The sequence below is a fragment of the Microvirga sp. 2MCAF38 genome (assembly GCF_052115485.1).
Lineage (GTDB): Bacteria > Pseudomonadota > Alphaproteobacteria > Rhizobiales > Beijerinckiaceae > Microvirga.
On sequence record NZ_JBFRGU010000001.1, the window covers coordinates 328,149 to 345,028 of the forward strand.

Below are 16,880 nucleotides of genomic sequence, written 5' to 3' on the forward strand. Positions count from 1 at the left end.
GATCCTCTCATCGCCGAATGAGCGAGGCAAAAAAGCGGTTCACTGGCGATGATTAAGGACATCTTGCTCACAAGTTGGCATCGAACCTCCCGGGCGCTTACCGCACGCTGTTGACAATGTAGTTGTCTAGCTCGTCCACATAGGGAATAGCCCAGCGATCAAATGAACTCCCGCCGCGGCGGACGGTGTCCGGTGTAATATGCTTGAGGTACCGATCGAAGGAGAGCGCTTCCCATAGGTGGTTGGCGTATTGCCCGCGAACGTTGCGGACGGTTGGCGCACCGAAGATCAATTCAAGATCTTCGTTCGACCATGTCGGCCAATGGAAGGCGTCAGGCGGCATCACCTTTATCTGGGCGGGTATCGATTGCATCAACTGATAAGGTACAAGGACCGAGTGCTCCGCCCAGTATTCATCCTGGCCTTTGCTTCGGAACCACCGATATTCTTCGTACCAGCGACGCAGAAACTCCGCGCCTCGTTCGGCGAGAATGACGCCGTTGCATAACCCGCGATATCCATTCACCTCCTCCTCGCCAAGCACAGCAGAGTGGTTGAGCAGGTCGTCGAAATCGCGATGAACGAACACGTCGACATCCAAATAGATGCCACCATGCTGGAGTAGCTTTTCCAATCGCACCACATCCGCGCGATGCGCGTAATGAAGGAGAGGATTACCGAAGATCTCCCGAGGTGCTTCGATTTTTTCGCAGCGGATCTTTTGAAGAGTCAGTTCCCACCAGACGCCACTCGGTTCGTACTCGACGTAAATGCTGGCGTGATCCGGCTTGATGTGGGCGAGTGCGCTGGAAACACAAAGGTAATGGATGAAACTCCACGGCCGTCCCCCATAAGTGGGATCCAAGCCGAAGCAGAAATGGAGGTGCCGTGGAATTCGATTCATAACGCGTGGGAATCGCTCTGCGAAACCCGGACGGGTAGATCAAAAGCAGGCCCCAGGCCCCGTTGATTCAAATGGGGAGTCGAGAGAGCGGCGCGCTCCCCGCAACGCTCATCCCACGGCCTGCGATGGCAATTCGGTTAGCCGGGTCAGGCAACGATGCGTTACAAACGCGGGAAGCTGGTTCAGACGAGCAGGGTCATGAAACGGAGGGGGCAAAACGACAGAAGAACGAGCTCGGAAAAACGCCGGTAACACGACATCTCGGACGGCACGTTATACGCCGCGCTAAGTTCTTGTTTTTAAAGGAAAAATGCGCGGCGCTCAGAGGCGAAAGGCACTAAGTCTTATATATCAACGACTTAGCGCAAAGTGGGATCCAAAACGATTTGCTGTAATCATTAGGTTTTATGCCTTGAGTCCCACCGATTTTTGTCGGTCGCGCGATCTTCGAAATGAAGCCCTACGAGGGCTCGCCCCGCGAGTCCCGCTTCTGAAAATGATAGCGATATCAATGACTTAGAGGGGGATGGTGCCCAGGGGCGGAATCGAACCACCGACACTGCGATTTTCAGTCGCATGCTCTACCAACTGAGCTACCTGGGCGTCCAACGAAGACCGTGAGGTCATTCACGTCGGTGGGCGGTGTATAGTCAGCCCTGCTGCGTCTGTCTAGAGCCTTTTGCGGAAAAGTAGGGCACGGTTTTGGGGTGAAGAAAAACGCGCTCGATCAAGGCTTTTCAGGGGGTCTCAGGCTTGAAACGGCAATGCTTCGAGGAAACGTGAAGCCATCAAACCAATAGCGGTTCCCTCACCTCTCCCGATCATCCTCATCGCGATCCTCGTCGGCTTCCACAGTGGGGATGGCGTAGCGGCCGGAGAACCAGCGCTGGAGATCCACATCGGCACAGCGCTTTGAACAGAACGGCTTGAATTCCGCCTGAGTGGGTTTGCCGCAAATCGGGCATTTGCCGAGAGAGGCTTTAGGCGTGTTCTCATTGGCCGGGTCCATGGACGAATTCCTCCCCTCGCCGCTCAGGCCGCGTTGAGCCAGGTAAAGCGCACTGGAAAACCCTCGCCATCGAGCAACGACACGGTCTCGTAGAGCGGCAATCCGACGACGTTGGTGTAGGAGCCGACGATCTTGATCACGAAGGTGCCCGCGAACCCCTGGATCGCGTAGCCGCCGGCCTTACCGCGCCATTCGCCCGAAGCGAGATACCGCTCCAGCTCCTCGCGGGACAGCCGCTTGAAGCGGACACGTGTTTCTACAAGGCGCTCGCGGATCGTGTCCTTGGGCGTCACAAGGCAGATCGATGTGTAGACGCGGTGTGCGCGGCCGGAGAGCAGGCGCAGACACGAGGCGGCCTCATCGACGACCTCGGCCTTCGGCAAGATGCGCCCGCCCGCGAACACGACCGTATCGGCGGACAGGATATAGGCATCCTTGAGTTCGTCGCGGCTCCTCGCCGTTTTGCGCGCGACCTCGGCCTTCGCGCGGGCAAGGCGTCGAGCCAGATCCTTTGCGGATTCGCGTTTGAGAGGGGTTTCGTCCGCATCTGCCGGCAGCAGGACATCGGGCTCGATCCCGGCCTGCTGCAATAATGCAAGCCGACGCGGCGAAGCGGAGGCTAGAACGAGCTTAGGCCGCCAACTTGAGGACGATGTCTCGGAAAGGGCCGTCACATCCATCTCCACGCTAGAGCTTGATAGAACAAGCCCATGTTGTGTTCCACCTCCACCGCGGTGGAGGTTAAGCCTTGTCATCCGGAGCCGTCGCCGACTGCTGCTCGGGTTCGATCTTCCCGGCCATATGCAATCTGTCGAGCTTACGATAGCGCGTCACGCTCACCGGGATCGTCAGGAGGATCGCAACCGCGGAGACAGCCAGCATTTCGAACGGAAAGCTGACCAACAGGCCGAAGGCAGCGACGGACAGCACGAAGATCGGAAGAACCAACTGCCGTGGAACGTACTTGCCCATGGTTTTACCCGAGTAGACCGGGATGGTGGAGACCATGAGGAAGGCGATGCCGAGCAGATATAGAAGAACGACGGGCGCCGCTGCCACCCCTACGACAGGGACGCCGAGGAAGGACAAATAGAGCGGGAGGAGCGAGGTCAGCGCGCCCGCCGGAGCCGGAAGGCCCGTAAAAAAGTTCTTCTTCCATTCCGGGCGGTTCGGATCGTCCAGCATCACGTTGAAGCGGGCGAGGCGCAGAGCCATGGCAATGGCGAAGACAAGAACGGTGATCCAGCCGATCGCCTTCAACTCGTGAAGAACGAAGCTGTAGAGGATCAGCGCCGGAGTCACCCCGAAATTAACGAAATCGGCCAGCGAATCGAGTTCCGCCCCGAAGCGGGTCGTGCCTTTCAACAACCGCGCCACGCGGCCGTCGATGCCGTCGAGAAAGGCCGCGATCACGATGGCGATCACCGCGGGCTCAAACCGCCCCTCGTAAGCCAGCCGGATCGCCGTCAGGCCGAGGCAGAGCGCGATCAGGGTGATGATGTTTGGCGCGATGACGCGAAACGGCACCGGCTTGAACAGCCGCTTGCGCGGCTCATGCTCATCGGGCGCGAAGGGGGGAAAGAGATCGCTCATGACACAAAGAGTAGGAGCGCCGCAGCAAAGCGGCAAGGAGTCCTAGCCGACATGATATTGGCGGGCGGGTTCGGTGGCGTTCAAATCGGCCAGCACGGTCTCGCCTGCGACAGCGGTCTGCCCCAGACCTACGAGAACCTGGGCGTTCAGCGGCAGATAGATATCGAGACGCGAACCAAAGCGGATGAGGCCGAAGCGCTCTCCGGGGCTCAGCTTGTCTCCCACCTTGACGAACGACACGATACGGCGGGCAACGAGGCCCGCGATCTGCACGACGCCGATCTTGGTGCCGTTGGTTTCGATGACGAGGGCGTTACGCTCGTTGTCGTCGCTGGCCTTGTCGAGCTCGGCATTGAGGAAGAGACCGGGCGTGTAGAGGATCTGCGTAATGCGACCTTCGACCGGCGAGCGGTTCACGTGGCAATCGAACACGTTCATGAAAACCGATACGCGGGTCATCGGCTCCTGCGGCAACTCGAGCTCCGCAGGGGGCACTGCCGTCATGATCAAGCTCACACGGCCGTCGGCCGGGGACACGACGAGACCCTGGCGGATAGGCGTCACGCGGGCCGGATCACGGAAGAAATAGCAGATCCAGGTGGTGATGATGGCGCCGATCCAGGCCAGCGGCGACCAGAGCCAGCCAACGAAGAAGGTCGCAATCAACCCGATGAGGATGAAAGGATAACCCTCTTTATGGATCGGGACGACGATACGGCGGATCGAATCCAAAATACCGGACATGCTTATATCCTTATTGACGTGAGAGGCGGGATGGCAGGGGCCGAGCTTCCCGTCAACCCATCACGCTTTCGGGCTCTGCCCGGACGACCTCCGCTTCCTCAGCGCGCTTGAGGGTCTCTCGCGCCTCGTCGGCCTCGCGCTGGCGGTTCCACATGGCCGCATAGACCCCGCGGGAATCGAGAAGCTGCGAATGGGTTCCGCGCTCCACGATCCGGCCTTGATCGAGCACGATGATCTCATCCGCGCCGATCACGGTGGACAGGCGATGGGCGATAACAAGCGTCGTGCGCCCACGGCTGACGCGATCCAGGGCATCCTGAATTTCCTTCTCCGTGAAGGAATCCAGAGCCGAGGTAGCCTCGTCGAGGACGAGGACTGGCGGGCCCTTCAGGATGGTGCGGGCAATCGCGACACGCTGTTTCTCGCCGCCCGACAGTTTCAGGCCGCGCTCGCCGACGGGGGTGTCATACCCTTCCGGCAGGTGACTGATGAAACGGTCGATCTGCGCGAGGCGCGCAGCCTCTCTTACCTCTTCATCGCTCGCATCCCAGCGCCCGTATTGGACGTTATAGCCGATGGTGTCGTTGAACAGCACGGTATCCTGCGGAACCATGCCGATCACCTTGCGAAGGCTCACCTGCTGCACGTCGGCGATGTTCTGGCCGTCGATGAGGATGCGGCCGTTATCCGGCTCGTAGAAGCGGAACAGCAGCCGCGAGATGGTGGACTTGCCGGCGCCGGACGGCCCGACGATGGCGACGGTATGCCCGGCGGGGACATCGAACGAGATGCCTTTGAGGATCTCGCGTTCGGGGACATAGGAGAAGTGCACGTCTTCGAAACGCACATTCGCCTGACCGATTTCGAGCGCCTTCGCACCGGGCTTATCCTGGATCTCCGGGTTACGCTCGATGATTTTGAACATGTCGTCGATATCGATGAGCGCCTGTTTGATCTCGCGATAGAGCATGCCCATGAAGTTCAGCGGAATGTAGAGCTGAACCAGCATGGCGTTGACGAGAACGAAGCTGCCGATACTCGCATGGCCCGCCACGATATCGCGAACCGCGAGCACCATCACAATCGCCATGCCGATGGAGAAGATGACCGCCTGACCGGCGTTGAGCACGGCGAGCGAGGTATAGGTCTGGGTCGAGGCTTTCTCGTACCGCTCCATGGAGCGGTCGTAACGCTCCGCTTCGCGCCTCTCGGCGCCGAAGTATTTCACCGTCTCATAGTTCAAAAGAGAATCCACCGCCTTGGTATTGGCGTCCGTGTCAGATTCATTCATCCGCCTGCGGATGGAAATCCGCCACTCGGTGGCTTGGTAGGTGTAGCCGAGATAAACGACGACCATGGTCAGAACGACGGCCGAATAGATCCAATCGAACTCCCAGGCGAGAATGCCGAGGACGAGCAGGAACTCGACGACGGTCGGAATGAGCGTCAGCACCACGAGGCGCGACAATTCCTCGATTCCCTCGCGCCCGCGCTCCAGAACCCGGGTCAGACCGCCGGTCTTGCGCTCCAGATGGAAGCGCAGGGACAGGCGATGCATGTGCTCGAAGGTTTGCAGGGCGAGTTTACGCACCGCATGCATGGCGACCTTCGCGAACAGACCGTCGCGCACCTGCGTCAGCACCGCCATCAGGACGCGGGTCAATCCGTAGATCACCGTCAAAAGGATGGGAGCGCGCCAGAGCCACGCCCCTTCGGTCACCGCGACCGCCTCCTGCCCGCCATGTCCGGTCACAGCCACAAGCGCGTCCGTCGCCCATTTGAAGGCGAAGGGTGTCACCATGGTCACGCCCTTGGCGACGAGCAACAACCCGAAGGCCAGGAAGACCCGCCTCTGCAAATCGGCCCGGCCGTGCGGCCAAAGGTAGGGCCAAAGCTTTGTGATGGTCGCGACCAAGCCAGGGGGCTTCGGGGCAGGATGGCGCGCCGAAGTAGAGGCTGTGAAGGGGGGCATACTTTAGAATCCGGTCAATGAGTTGGACCGGATATAAGGGATCGCGCGGATGAATTCACCTTTTTAAGGTTGCCCTCAGGGCGTCTTATCGGCCTGATTTGAAGGCAGCACGAAAATCTGACCTGGATAGATCAGGTCCGGGTTGCGAATTTGGTCCTGGTTCGCATTGTAGATCACCGTGAACCGGTTGCCTTCGCCATAGGTGCGACGGCTGATGCGCCACAGATTGTCGCCGCGCGAGACGATGGCCGTTGTCACGTCCGGAATGACGACCGTGCCCGGAGGAAGCGCCTTGGTGTCCGTAGCCGCACCTGTGGACGCGCTGTTTGCTGCCAGGCCCGGGGTCTGCTGAGCGGTCTGGCTCGGCGTCTGCGAACCACCGGGCGTCGCCGGCGAGGCGGGTGCGGGTTCGGTGGCCGCCATTTGCGCGGGCGGGACTGTAAACGGCACTTCAGCGCGAGATTTAACGGCTCCTGAAACCGGATCGACATCATCGAGACGAACACGGTAATCGCCAGGTTTCATGCCTCGACCGATTGCGAATGAAACTTTGCCGTCCCCACCCGCACCGCCCGGAGCGATGAACGTATCGTTGAGATAGAGACGAACTGTCGCTCCCGGAGCGGCCTCTCCAGAGACGAAAAGACGGCCGCTATCCTCGGTTTCGACGGTCGCTATCTTGATCTCCGGGCGTGGCCCGGCAGCTTGAACAGGCGGCTTTTCCGGAGTTTCCTGTGCCTGCGGTGGCGCTGGGACAGCCGCTTCCTTGTTCTGCTTGTTTTCCGGCGGCTCCGGGTTCGAGAGCAGAACCGTGGGCTTATCCGGCGCGGTCAGGGCCACCAGGGGGCGCGACCCGCCATTGACGACCACGGTCACGCTTTCGTGAGAGCGCTGACGCGCGCCGTCCGGGGCGATGGATTGCAGGATGATCTGATGGGAGCCGTGGGGCAGCGGCGGCGGAACGAGCGCAAACAGCCCAGACGCATCGGCCACGGCACGTGCATGGACCTGCTCGTTACGCAGGAGTTCGATGGTCGCTCCCGGCGCGGCGCGGCCGGCGATGACGGTATCACCGTCCGGCTCGACCCGAACGACGTCGAAGGAAGGCAAGATCACAGGTTCGGAAGGCTTCTCTGCCGCCTTCTGCGGCTCGGCTGGAGTCCTTTCCGGGGTCTTGGTGGCCTGCTGAGGTGCAGCCGGCTGCGGCGCCACCGGCGCCTGCGACTTCACGTCCTCTACGACAGGAGGCCTGCCCGTGGGATCCCAGGCCAACATGCCTATCAACACCGCAACGACCAAAATCGCCGCCGCGCCGAGAGCGAAAAAGGTCCCCCTACCCTGTCCCTGGTTCGCCATGAAGCCTTTTCTCAACCGTGGCACTTTCGTCCATTTAAACCGTTTATCTTTCAAAAGGCTACGGCCATAAGGGAAGATAAAGATGTTTTACGAATCGGAGCAGAAATTTCCGCGCTCCCCGGATTTGTCGATGCCTGCTATCCGTTCCATTTGTGTCTATTGTGGCTCCGGCTTCGGAGACGACCCGGTTTTTGCTGAAAGCGCCGCCGAACTAGGCCGCGCAATGGCCAAGCAGAATATCAGTCTCGTCTATGGCGGAGGCAATGTGGGCCTCATGGGCACGGTCGCCCATTCAGTGCTCGAGCATGGCGGCTACGTCACCGGCATCATCCCGGAGTTCCTGAAATCGCGTGAAAAGCTTTTGGAGAATGTGCAGGAGACCATCGTGGTTCCCGACATGCATACGCGCAAGCGGCTGATGTTCGAGAAAGCAGACGCTTTTGTGGCGATGCCGGGCGGCATCGGAACGCTGGAAGAACTCGTCGAGCAGATGACCTGGTCCCAACTCGGCCAGCATACGAAGCCGATCCTTATGCTCAGCATCAACAGCTTCTGGAAGCCGCTCCTCGGCCTCATCGCCCACATGCGCGAGCAGGGCTTCATCCGTCCGGGACTGGAGTTGAACTACCTGGTGGCAGAGCAGACCAAAGACGTCATCCCCATGCTCGAAGCCTCAGCCCGCCGCCTTGGCGTGGTTGCCAACGAAGAGCTGATCGAAGAGCGGTTCTGAGCGCACCGTCATTCCGGGGCGCCGCAGGCGAGCCCGGAACCCAGACCCGCCAGCGTTTCCTGATGAGACGTGACCCTGGTCTCGCCTTCCTGAACCGGTGCGGCTCTGGGTTCCGTGCTCCGTTGCGCGGCCCCGGAATGACGGGAAGCATTTACAAAGCCGCCCCGCTCTTCAAGAGCTTGTACGTCATCGAGTCCGTCAACGCTTGGAACGAAGCGTCTATGATGTTGGCTGAGACGCCAATAGTGGTCCAGCGGTCCTTCGCACCATCCGCGAACTCTATGAGCACGCGCGTCACCGCATCCGATCCGCCTTGATAGATGCGGACCTTATAGTCGATCAGTTCGAGATCCTGGATGAGATCCTGATACTTGCCGAGATCCTTGCGCAAGGCGACGTCGAGCGCATTGACGGGGCCGTTGCCTTCCGCCGCCGAGATCATCACCTCATCTCCAACGCGCACTTTCACGATGGCTTCGGAATCCGTGACAAGCTCGCCGAGTGCGTTGTAACGGCGCTCCACATTCACAGAGAAGCGCTCCACATCGAAGAAGGCAGGCACTTCGCCGAGCATACGTTTGACGAGTACGTAGAACGACGCATCCGCACCCTCGAAAGCGAAGCCCTCCGCTTCTTTGCGTTTCACCTCGTCGAGCACTTTCCCGACACGCGGATCGTCCTTGGCGAGATCGAAACCGAGACGTTTCAACTCGGACAGGATATTCGAGCGTCCGCCCTGATCGGACACCAGAACCCTGCGCTCGTTACCGACCGTTTCCGGCTCCACATGCTCATAAGTGCGTGGATCTTTCAGGACGGCGGACGCATGGATACCCGCCTTTGTGGCAAAGGCGCTCGCGCCGACGAAAGGCGAGTGGCGGTTGGGCTGACGGTTGAGGATTTCATCCACCTGCCGCGACACATGAGTGAGCTGTCCCAGCGCCTCTTCCGACACACCGAGATCGAAACGTTCGGCATAGCCATTCTTCAATTTCAACGCGCCAATGAGTGTCACGAGATTGGCGTTGCCGCAGCGCTCGCCGAGTCCGTTCAACGTGCCTTGGATATGTCGCGCACCCGACTCGACGGCCGCCAGCGAATTGGCGACCGCGCAACCGCAATCGTCATGCGTGTGAACGCCGAGATTTTCACCCGGCACCGTCTTGGTCACCTTGCTGACGATGGCACTAACTTCATGCGGCAGCGTGCCGCCGTTCGTGTCACACAACACGACCCAGCGCGCACCCGCGTCATACGCGGTCTTTGCGCAAGCGAGTGCGTATTGAGGATTGGCCTTGTAGCCGTCGAAGAAGTGCTCGCAATCGACGATGACCTCGCGACCCTTCTCGCGCGCCGCCGTGACGCTGTCTTGGATGCCGGCGAGGTTTTCTTCCAGAGTCGTTTCCAACGCCACATGGACATGATAATCCCACGCCTTCGCGACAAAGGTGATCGCATCCGCCTCCGCTTCGAGTAGAGCAGCGACGCCAGGATCGTTCGAGACCGAACGCCCCGCGCGCTTCGTCATGCCGAAAGCCGTGAACTTCGCTTTCGTCGTGCGCTTTTCGGAAAAGAAAGTCGTATCGAGCGGATTCGCCCCGGGATAACCGCCTTCGACATAGTCGATGCCGAGCTTGTCCAGGAGCGTCGCGATCGCGCGCTTGTCTTCGAGGGAGAAATCGACGCCCGTGGTCTGGGCCCCGTCCCTTAGAGTCGTGTCGAAAAGGTAGATGCGCTCGCGGCTCATGATGAAACCTTTCCGTCTTCCTTGGATGCGAAGCGCTTTTCCATGGTTGTGTTGGCAAGCCACTCGTCATCGAGCGGCACGGTGTTGCGACGTTGCGCCTGAAAGCCGCGTTGCCGGAAGAACGGCTCGGCATTGTCGCTGACATCAGCCGTCAACCGTTCGGCACCGCGCGCGCCGGCGAGCTTCTCGAGCGCCTCGTAAAGCATGGAGCCGACTCCCTGCCCGGCGACTGCCGGATGCACGTAAAGCAGCTCGATATGATCCGCCCCTTTGAGCGAAATGAACCCGACCGGCGATCCGTCCATGGTCGCGATCAGGGTCAGACCTTCGGCGAGGCGCTGCGCGAAACTCTCTTCTTCGGCCTGCGCAGCCCAGGCTTCGCGCTGACCTTCGCTGTAGTCGTCCGCCGCCAGTTCCTCGATGCTCGCCTGAAAGATCTCCGCGAGTGTCGCCACATCGGACGGCAGGAACGGGCGAAGCGCGGGTTTGGGTAAAGCCTGTCCCATTATCGCGCGACCTCCCATGTGGTCGTGCCATCCTTGCTGTCCTTCACGACAACGCCGGAAGCGGCGAGTTCGTCGCGGATCCGGTCGGACTCGGCCCAGTTCTTCGAGGCGCGCGCTTCCTTGCGTGCAACGAGCAAGGCTTCGATGCGCATAGCATCGATCTTCGCGCCGCGTTGTTTGCGTGCGTGCCATGCCTCCGCACTGTCCGACAGAAAGCCGAGAGCGCGCAGGTTCGCGACAAGCTCCGTGGATGCACCACTGCTATCCAGAGCATGAAGCTCCGCCAGCATTTTCGGCGTGTTGAGATCGTCGCCGAGCGCTTCGATCACCGCATCACTGAAGGCCGCCGATGCGCTCGCGCCTGCAAGGGCATACCAGCGGTCGAGGATCTTTTCGCTTTCCTCCAACCCCTTCACCGTCCAGTCGATAGGCTGGCGGTAATGGGTGCGGAGCATGTTGAAGCGCAGCACCTCACCCGGCCAGTCCTTGAGCAGATCGTGGATGGTGAAGAAATTGCCGAGCGATTTCGACATCTTCTCGCTTTCCACCTGCAGGAAGCCGTTATGCATCCAAACATTGGCCATGCGCTGCATATCGAAAGCGCAGCAGGATTGCGCGATTTCGTTCTCGTGGTGTGGAAACACGAGATCGATGCCGCCGCCGTGAATGTCGAAGGTCTCGCGCTCAGACGGGTCCTTGCAGGTGAGACGGGTCTCAAAAGCCTGCACCAGATGCTTCCACGCCATGGCCGAGCATTCGATGTGCCACCCCGGGCGACCGGGCGTCTTGATGCCACCGGGAGACGGCCACGCAGGATCCTGCGGGCCGGAGGGCTTCCACAGAACGAAATCCATCGGATCGTGTTTGTAGGGAGCGACATCGACACGCGCGCCGGAGAGCAGATCGTCGAGCGAGCGCTTCGAGAACGCGCCGTATTTCGGCACGTTCGGCAGGTTCCGCATGGCGCCGACACTGAACAGCACGTGCTCTTCCGCCACATAAGCCACGCCGCGCGCGATCAACCGGTCGATGATCATGCGCATTTCTTCGATATGCTCGGTGGCGCGCGGTTCGACGAAGCGCGGCGGCTGGCCGGGCTCGTTCACGTCGTCCGGCATCAGCACGCCGAGTGCGCGAATATCCGCATGAAACTGCTCTTCGGTCTTTCGCGTCACAACGCGGATTGCATCGTTGTGCGGAAGATCCGGGTAGTCCCGGACGGCACGCGCGTTGATCTTGTCATCCACGTCCGTGATGTTGCGGACATACGTGACTGCGCCCTCGCCATAGACGTGACGCAACAATCGAAACAACACATCGAAAACGATGATCGGGCGCGCATTGCCGATATGCGCATAATCGTAGACGGTCGGGCCGCAGACGTAGAGGCGCACGTTCCTGGGATCGATCGGGACGAAATCGTCCTTCGACCGGGTCAACGTGTTGTGGAACCGCAAGGTAGGCGTCATGAAACCAAGTCCCTTCAGGCCGCTGGCCAGAGGGGAGTTTCGATCCTGAATTGAGAACGAGACGGCCCTAGCCAGCGTTGTGCGCTAGCTGCAAATAATCCCGGAGATGAGGATCGCTGCCGTGTTCATGGGATGATCAATGCCTTTTCGGCCCTCGCCCGTCAAGCGGGACTTTGGACGCGTGCCGCCTCGCTCCTCCAAAGGGCGTTAGCGGTTTTTTCACCGCTCTTCGCCACAATCCGGTCACGTTCCAGTTCCGGGTACATCTCCATGCGTCGTGCGTTCGCCGTGCTCAGCCTTTGCGTAGGCCTTTCTTCAACCGCCCTGTCAGCCTCCGAAGCGACATTCATCGTGCCGGCGAACGACGGTTACGGCATTGCCGAGTGCATGACCGGCGGCCTCGCCTGCGGCAAGATGGTGGCCGACAGCTGGTGCGAGGCTCAGGGCTACGCGAAAGCGGTCTCGTTCCGCGAAATCCAGCCGGAAGAGACCACCGGTTCGGTTCAAAAAGTGGCGAGCGCCCCTAAACCCGCTCCTATAGCGATCGTCTGCACAAACTAGCTCTTCAACCAATCGGCGCATTTCGGAGCATCGCCACTGCTCCCCCACGGGGCGAGAGGCACGCTGGATGTGGAGTTTTTGGGCGAACCCTCGATGGGCCGGTCCGAATAGACCATGTAAACCAGGGTATTCCGCCTGGCGTCGCAGCCGCGCACGATGTGCATGCGTTTGAAGATCAGGGAGCGGCGCTCACTGAAAACCACATCACCCTGCGTGAAACGCTCCTTGAAGCGAATGGGGCCGACCTGACGGCACGACAGCGAAATGTCCGAAACCTGCTCGGCCAAGCCCAGCGTGCCGGAAACGCCACCCTTTTCAGGGGTCGTGTAATGGCAGGCCACGCCCTCCACGACCGGATCGTCGAGGCCATAGACCGCGAGCTTGTCGTTAGGGGTCAGCGCGCGCCAGACAGTCGATTTCCTGAAAATCAGATCAGGCTCCTGCGCGGAGGCGGCGCTTGCCGCTCCCATCAGCAGTGCGAGAGCAAGGACTATTCGGGCGAACATCGATCGGGCTCCTGTCATCCCACCAGATGTGGGGAGATCTTGTCCGTTTGACGAGGGTCATTCAGGATGATGGCAGCAGACGCAGATCTTGTTGCCGTCAGGGTCGCGGAAATACGCTCCGTAATAATTCTCGTGATATTGCGGCCTTAGCCCCGGCGACCCCTCATCCGTCCCGCCCCCGGCGATGGCTGCGGCGTGACACGCCGTCACCACCGCCCGATTCGGCGCCAGAAACGCCACCATGGCACCGTTTCCAGAGACCGCCTCTCCTCCATTGAAAGGGCGCACCACGAGAAAGAGCGGCCGGCCGGCCGTCGGCTTGTAGGCGAGCATGTCTTCGGTGGAAAACCAAAGGCCAAGGTCGAGAGGCGCAAAAACGCCGTCGTAAAACGACTTTGCGCGCGCCAGATTATTTGATCCCACGGTCGTATGGCTGTACATGCTTCGCACCCTAGAGCTTCACCGATGGCCAGCCTACCTCGCTTGCTTTCCGGCTGAAGCGCAAGGCAATCGTCACGCAAAGGTCGGTTTTGGCCTTAGAATGACCATCGAATTCGGCAACTGACGGCGCAGGCCTTTTGTTCTGAGCGGAATGTTAATGGCAAAGACGTCTTTCAAACGCGCTTTTCTGGCCCTCGCCGCCTTTTTCCTGGCGGGAGGAGTGGCCTTAGCACAATCTCCTGAATGTCAGCGCTACCGCGCCGAATTGGCCACGCTCGACCGTAGCGGCAGCGGGATCGACCCGAATCTGGCAGCACAGGCTCAGGCCCAGCGCACTGAAATCTCGCGCCTCATGGCCTATCACCGCTCCATCGGCTGCGAGCGCGGACCGCTCGGCTTCCTATCGGGCCCGGCTCCCGCCGAATGCGGTCCCATCGACCAGCAGATCCGGCAGATGGAAGCGTCCTATTCGCGCCTCGTAGCGCAGGCCCGGGACAGCGGAGGCGGTACCGAAATGCGTCGTCGCCAGCTTCAGGCCGCCGTCCAGCAGACCTGCGCCCTTGACCAGCCACGCGGCTTCTTCGAATCTCTCTTCGGCGCTCCCCGCCAGCCGCAGCAGCAGGTTGCTCCCGAGATGCTGGAGGAGGCTCCTCCCCAGGACCGTCCGCTCGGCGGTCGCCGTCTCGTCTGCGTGAAGACCTGCGATGGCTCCTTCTTCCCCCTGAGCAATGCGCCCACGGGACGGGAGGGCGCGGACGATATGTGCCAGGCGCTCTGCCCCGGCACGGAAACCGCCGCCTTCGCTACCTCGGGCGGCGAAGAATCGCTCGGCTATGCTGTGTCCTTGAAGGGGCAGCCTTACACGTCCCTCGCGAACGCTTTCAAATTCCGCAAGACTTTCGACGAAAGCTGCGCCTGCAAGAAGGAAGGCGATAGCTGGGCTGTGGTGCTGCGCCGCGCCGAAGGCATGCTCGATCAGAAGCGCGGAGACATGATCGTTTCGGCCGAAAAGGCGGAGGAATTGTCCCGTCCGAAGGCAGCAGCCCCTGCAAAGGGCAAGGCGGCCGACAAGAAGGCGAATGATGCTGCCGAAGCTCAAGCGGCGGAAGCCGCCGCCGCAGCACCGACCGCAAGCAGCGAATCGTCCGGTATCGGCCCACAATCCATCGAAGGCACCCGGGTGATCGGCCAGTCGGAAGGACCGAAGCGCGAAGTCGTGACGGAAGGTGGCGCGAAACGCACCGTTCGTGTCGTGGCACCGAACATCATCCCGGTGCCGGAAACGAAGACCCCTTAAGGATCAGGATCGCCGCGCCCCCCTGCGCGGCGACCTTCTCTCAGGTCAGCGGAATCATGACAGCCTTGCGGTAGGCAGGCCGCTCTTTGAGCCGCTCATACCACGCCGCCATGTGCGGCAAGGCCGGGCGCTCGATCGGCATCTCGAACCACGCATAGGCATAGCAACCGATTGGAAAGTCGCCTATTCCGAGTTGATCGCCGGAGAGGAACGGCTTTTGAGCAAGAGCCGCGTCTACGATCTTGAAAAGACCGCCGCAGATCTTCAATGCCTTATCGAGAGCAGCCATGTCTTTCTGCTCGGGCGAAAAACGGACGATGTTCCAGAAGACATCGCGAAACGGAAGCGCGACGGACGAGGTCGCCCAATCCATCCATTTATCGGCGCTCGCCCGCTCAGGAACATCGCGTGGATAGAGCGTGCCGTCGCCATATTTGGCGGCGAAATAGCGGACAATCGCGTTCGATTCCCAGAGAACGAAGTCGCCGTCCTTGATGCACGGCACCAACCCATTCGGGTTCATGGCGCGATATTCAGGGTCGTTCACGACACCGAACGATCCGCCGGCATTGATGTGCTCGAACGGAACGCCCAGTTCCTCGGCGCACCAGAGCACCTTCTTCACATTGGTCGAATTTCCCCGGCCCCAGATCGTCAGCATCGAAATCTCTCCAGTTTGAATGGGCGACGACTATCAGGCCGACTGACCCGACAACCTCGCCTTCGCCTTCTCCGGCCCAATGAGCGGCAATAACGCCGCAAGCTCGGGACCGTGTTCGAGACCGGTGAGTGCAAGACGCAAGGGCATGAACAAGGCCTTGCCCTTCAAACCCGTCTCGGCCTTCACGGCCTCCGTCCAGGCCTTCCACGTGGAGACATCCCATGGCGCGGATGGGAGCAACTTAAGAGCAACCTCGGTGAAACCCTTGTCCACGATGACAGGCGACAGGGGGCCCTGAACCACCGTCCACCACTGCTTGGCCTCGGGCAGTCTCGTCAGATTGGTACGAACCGCGAGCCAGAATGCTTCATCGCCATCGATGCCGAGCTTCTTGAGCCGGTCGCGAGCCTTCTCGTAAGGCATCTCGTGAACGAGCCGCGCATTCAACTGATCGAGCTCGTGCTCATCGAACTTGGCGGGCGCGCGCGAAATGTGAGTGAAATCGATGAGGCTCGCGAGTTCATTGAGGTCGGCGACGGGCCGCACCGATTCCGCCGTGCCGACGAGGACTGCAAGAGCCGCTACGGCAAGCGGCTCCATGCCCGCTTCACGCAGGCTCGTCAGCGAGAGATGGCCGAGGCGCTTGGAGAGCCCCTCCCCGCTCGCAGTCGTGAGCAGGTTGATGTGCCCGAAGAGCGGCAGATGCGTGCCGAGCGCTTCGAAAATCTGGATCTGCACCGCCGTGTTGGTGACGTGGTCCTCGCCCCGGATCACGTGAGAAATCTTGAGATCCACGTCATCGACGATGGATGGCAATGTGTAGAGATAGGTGCCATCCTCACGCACCAAAATCGGATCGGACAACGAACTGCAATCCACATGGCTTTCGCCACGGACCATGTCGGTCCAATGGATAACGCGGTGGTCGAGACGGAAGCGCCAATGGGGTTTGCGTCCCTCGGCTTCGAGCTTTTCCCGCTCCTCTTCCGTGAGTTTGAGAGCCGCGCGATCATAGATCGGCGGAAGCCCGCGTGCGAGCTGGCGCTTGCGGCGAAATTCCAGTTCCTCTGCGGTCTCGTAGCAAGGATAGAGACGCCCGCCATTCCGTAACTTGTCCGCGGCTTCGTCGTAGAGCTCCACGCGTTCTGACTGGCGCACCACGATGTCCGGCGGCGTGCCGAGCCAGGCCAGATCGACCTCGGTCGCATCGGCATATTCGCGTTTGGAGCGCACGAGATCGGTATCGTCGAAGCGCAGAACGAACACGCCGCCTTCGCGACGGGCGAAAAGCGCGTTCATCAATGCCTGACGGGCATTGCCGATATGGATGAGCCCGGTCGGAGACGGGGCGAAGCGAACGATTGGCTTGGACATGAAATCCCTA

Annotated in this window: 17 protein-coding genes and 1 tRNA gene; 3 read left to right on the forward strand and 15 right to left on the reverse strand. The window is 60.6% G+C overall.

The window, feature by feature from the left end; all coding sequences use genetic code 11:
• Window positions 1–97: 97 nt before the first annotated feature.
• The 8 genes from AB4072_RS01520 to AB4072_RS01555 form a co-directional block, all read right to left on the reverse strand.
• A complete protein-coding gene (locus AB4072_RS01520) occupies window positions 98–904 on the reverse strand; it encodes a glycosyltransferase family 32 protein (RefSeq protein ID WP_441965139.1) in 807 nt (268 codons plus the stop codon).
• 527 nt (window positions 905–1,431) lie between these two features.
• Window positions 1,432–1,507, reverse strand: a tRNA-Phe gene (locus tag AB4072_RS01525).
• Window positions 1,508–1,712: 205 nt separating this feature from the next.
• The gene (locus AB4072_RS01530) at window positions 1,713–1,913 is read right to left on the reverse strand and encodes a DNA gyrase inhibitor YacG (RefSeq protein WP_441965140.1); all 201 of its coding nucleotides are present in this window, start codon (window positions 1,911–1,913) and stop codon (window positions 1,713–1,715) included.
• A 23-nt stretch (window positions 1,914–1,936) separates the two neighbouring features.
• Complete coding sequence (locus AB4072_RS01535) at window positions 1,937–2,587, reverse strand: Maf-like protein (protein WP_441965141.1); 651 nt, start codon at window positions 2,585–2,587, stop codon at window positions 1,937–1,939.
• A gap of 67 nt (window positions 2,588–2,654) precedes the next feature.
• Window positions 2,655–3,506: a CDP-diacylglycerol--serine O-phosphatidyltransferase gene (pssA, locus tag AB4072_RS01540; RefSeq protein WP_441965142.1), complete on the reverse strand. Its 852-nt coding sequence runs from the start codon at window positions 3,504–3,506 to the stop codon at window positions 2,655–2,657.
• Between the two features lie 42 nt (window positions 3,507–3,548).
• Window positions 3,549–4,250 carry a phosphatidylserine decarboxylase gene (locus AB4072_RS01545; RefSeq protein WP_441965143.1) on the reverse strand — a complete coding sequence of 234 codons (702 nt, stop codon included), beginning with the start codon at window positions 4,248–4,250 and terminating at the stop codon, window positions 3,549–3,551.
• A gap of 52 nt (window positions 4,251–4,302) precedes the next feature.
• Window positions 4,303–6,222: an ABCB family ABC transporter ATP-binding protein/permease gene (locus AB4072_RS01550; protein WP_441965144.1), complete on the reverse strand. Its 1,920-nt coding sequence runs from the start codon at window positions 6,220–6,222 to the stop codon at window positions 4,303–4,305.
• 75 nt (window positions 6,223–6,297) lie between these two features.
• On the reverse strand, window positions 6,298–7,578 hold the full coding sequence (locus AB4072_RS01555; RefSeq protein ID WP_441965145.1) for a LysM peptidoglycan-binding domain-containing protein: 1,281 nt from the start codon (window positions 7,576–7,578) through the stop codon (window positions 6,298–6,300).
• A gap of 130 nt (window positions 7,579–7,708) precedes the next feature.
• On the opposite strand from AB4072_RS01555, the gene AB4072_RS01560 reads away from it, so the two are divergent.
• Complete coding sequence (locus tag AB4072_RS01560) at window positions 7,709–8,308, forward strand: TIGR00730 family Rossman fold protein (RefSeq protein WP_441965146.1); 600 nt, start codon at window positions 7,709–7,711, stop codon at window positions 8,306–8,308.
• Window positions 8,309–8,459: 151 nt separating this feature from the next.
• On the opposite strand, the gene cimA is transcribed toward AB4072_RS01560, so the two are convergent.
• Genes cimA through cysS form a run of 3 tightly spaced genes read right to left on the reverse strand, consistent with a single transcriptional unit; the run spans window position 8,460 to window position 12,030 of the window.
• Entirely contained in the window at window positions 8,460–10,055 is a 1,596-nt protein-coding gene (gene cimA / locus AB4072_RS01565) for a citramalate synthase (protein WP_441965147.1), read from the reverse strand.
• Entirely contained in the window at window positions 10,052–10,561 is a 510-nt protein-coding gene (locus AB4072_RS01570; RefSeq protein ID WP_441965148.1) for a GNAT family N-acetyltransferase, read from the reverse strand. The genes cimA and AB4072_RS01570 overlap by 4 nt, the downstream gene beginning before the upstream one ends.
• Entirely contained in the window at window positions 10,561–12,030 is a 1,470-nt protein-coding gene (cysS, locus tag AB4072_RS01575) for a cysteine--tRNA ligase (RefSeq protein ID WP_441965149.1), read from the reverse strand. Before cysS ends, AB4072_RS01570 begins: the two co-directional genes overlap by 1 nt.
• A gap of 270 nt (window positions 12,031–12,300) precedes the next feature.
• Here cysS and AB4072_RS01580 point away from each other — a divergent pair, with 270 nt between their 5' ends.
• The gene (locus AB4072_RS01580) at window positions 12,301–12,591 is read left to right on the forward strand and encodes a hypothetical protein (RefSeq protein ID WP_441965150.1); all 291 of its coding nucleotides are present in this window, start codon (window positions 12,301–12,303) and stop codon (window positions 12,589–12,591) included.
• On the opposite strand, the gene AB4072_RS01585 is transcribed toward AB4072_RS01580, so the two are convergent.
• Window positions 12,588–13,097 (reverse strand): CreA family protein, encoded by a 510-nt coding sequence (locus tag AB4072_RS01585; protein ID WP_441965151.1) that lies wholly within the window; start codon window positions 13,095–13,097, stop codon window positions 12,588–12,590. The two genes, AB4072_RS01580 and AB4072_RS01585, sit on opposite strands and share 4 nt — an antisense overlap.
• 57 nt (window positions 13,098–13,154) lie before the next feature.
• The gene (locus AB4072_RS01590) at window positions 13,155–13,538 is read right to left on the reverse strand and encodes a VOC family protein (RefSeq protein WP_441965152.1); all 384 of its coding nucleotides are present in this window, start codon (window positions 13,536–13,538) and stop codon (window positions 13,155–13,157) included.
• Between the two features lie 157 nt (window positions 13,539–13,695).
• Here AB4072_RS01590 and AB4072_RS01595 point away from each other — a divergent pair, with 157 nt between their 5' ends.
• Complete coding sequence (locus tag AB4072_RS01595; protein ID WP_441965153.1) at window positions 13,696–14,835, forward strand: DUF2865 domain-containing protein; 1,140 nt, start codon at window positions 13,696–13,698, stop codon at window positions 14,833–14,835.
• A gap of 40 nt (window positions 14,836–14,875) precedes the next feature.
• Here the strand turns inward: AB4072_RS01595 and AB4072_RS01600 are convergent, their stop codons facing one another.
• Window positions 14,876–15,496 carry a glutathione S-transferase family protein gene (locus AB4072_RS01600; RefSeq protein ID WP_441965154.1) on the reverse strand — a complete coding sequence of 207 codons (621 nt, stop codon included), beginning with the start codon at window positions 15,494–15,496 and terminating at the stop codon, window positions 14,876–14,878.
• Between the two features lie 33 nt (window positions 15,497–15,529).
• Window positions 15,530–16,870, reverse strand: coding sequence for a glutamate--tRNA ligase (gene gltX / locus AB4072_RS01605; RefSeq protein ID WP_441965155.1), 1,341 nt, complete (start codon window positions 16,868–16,870; stop codon window positions 15,530–15,532).
• Window positions 16,871–16,880 lie beyond the last annotated feature (10 nt).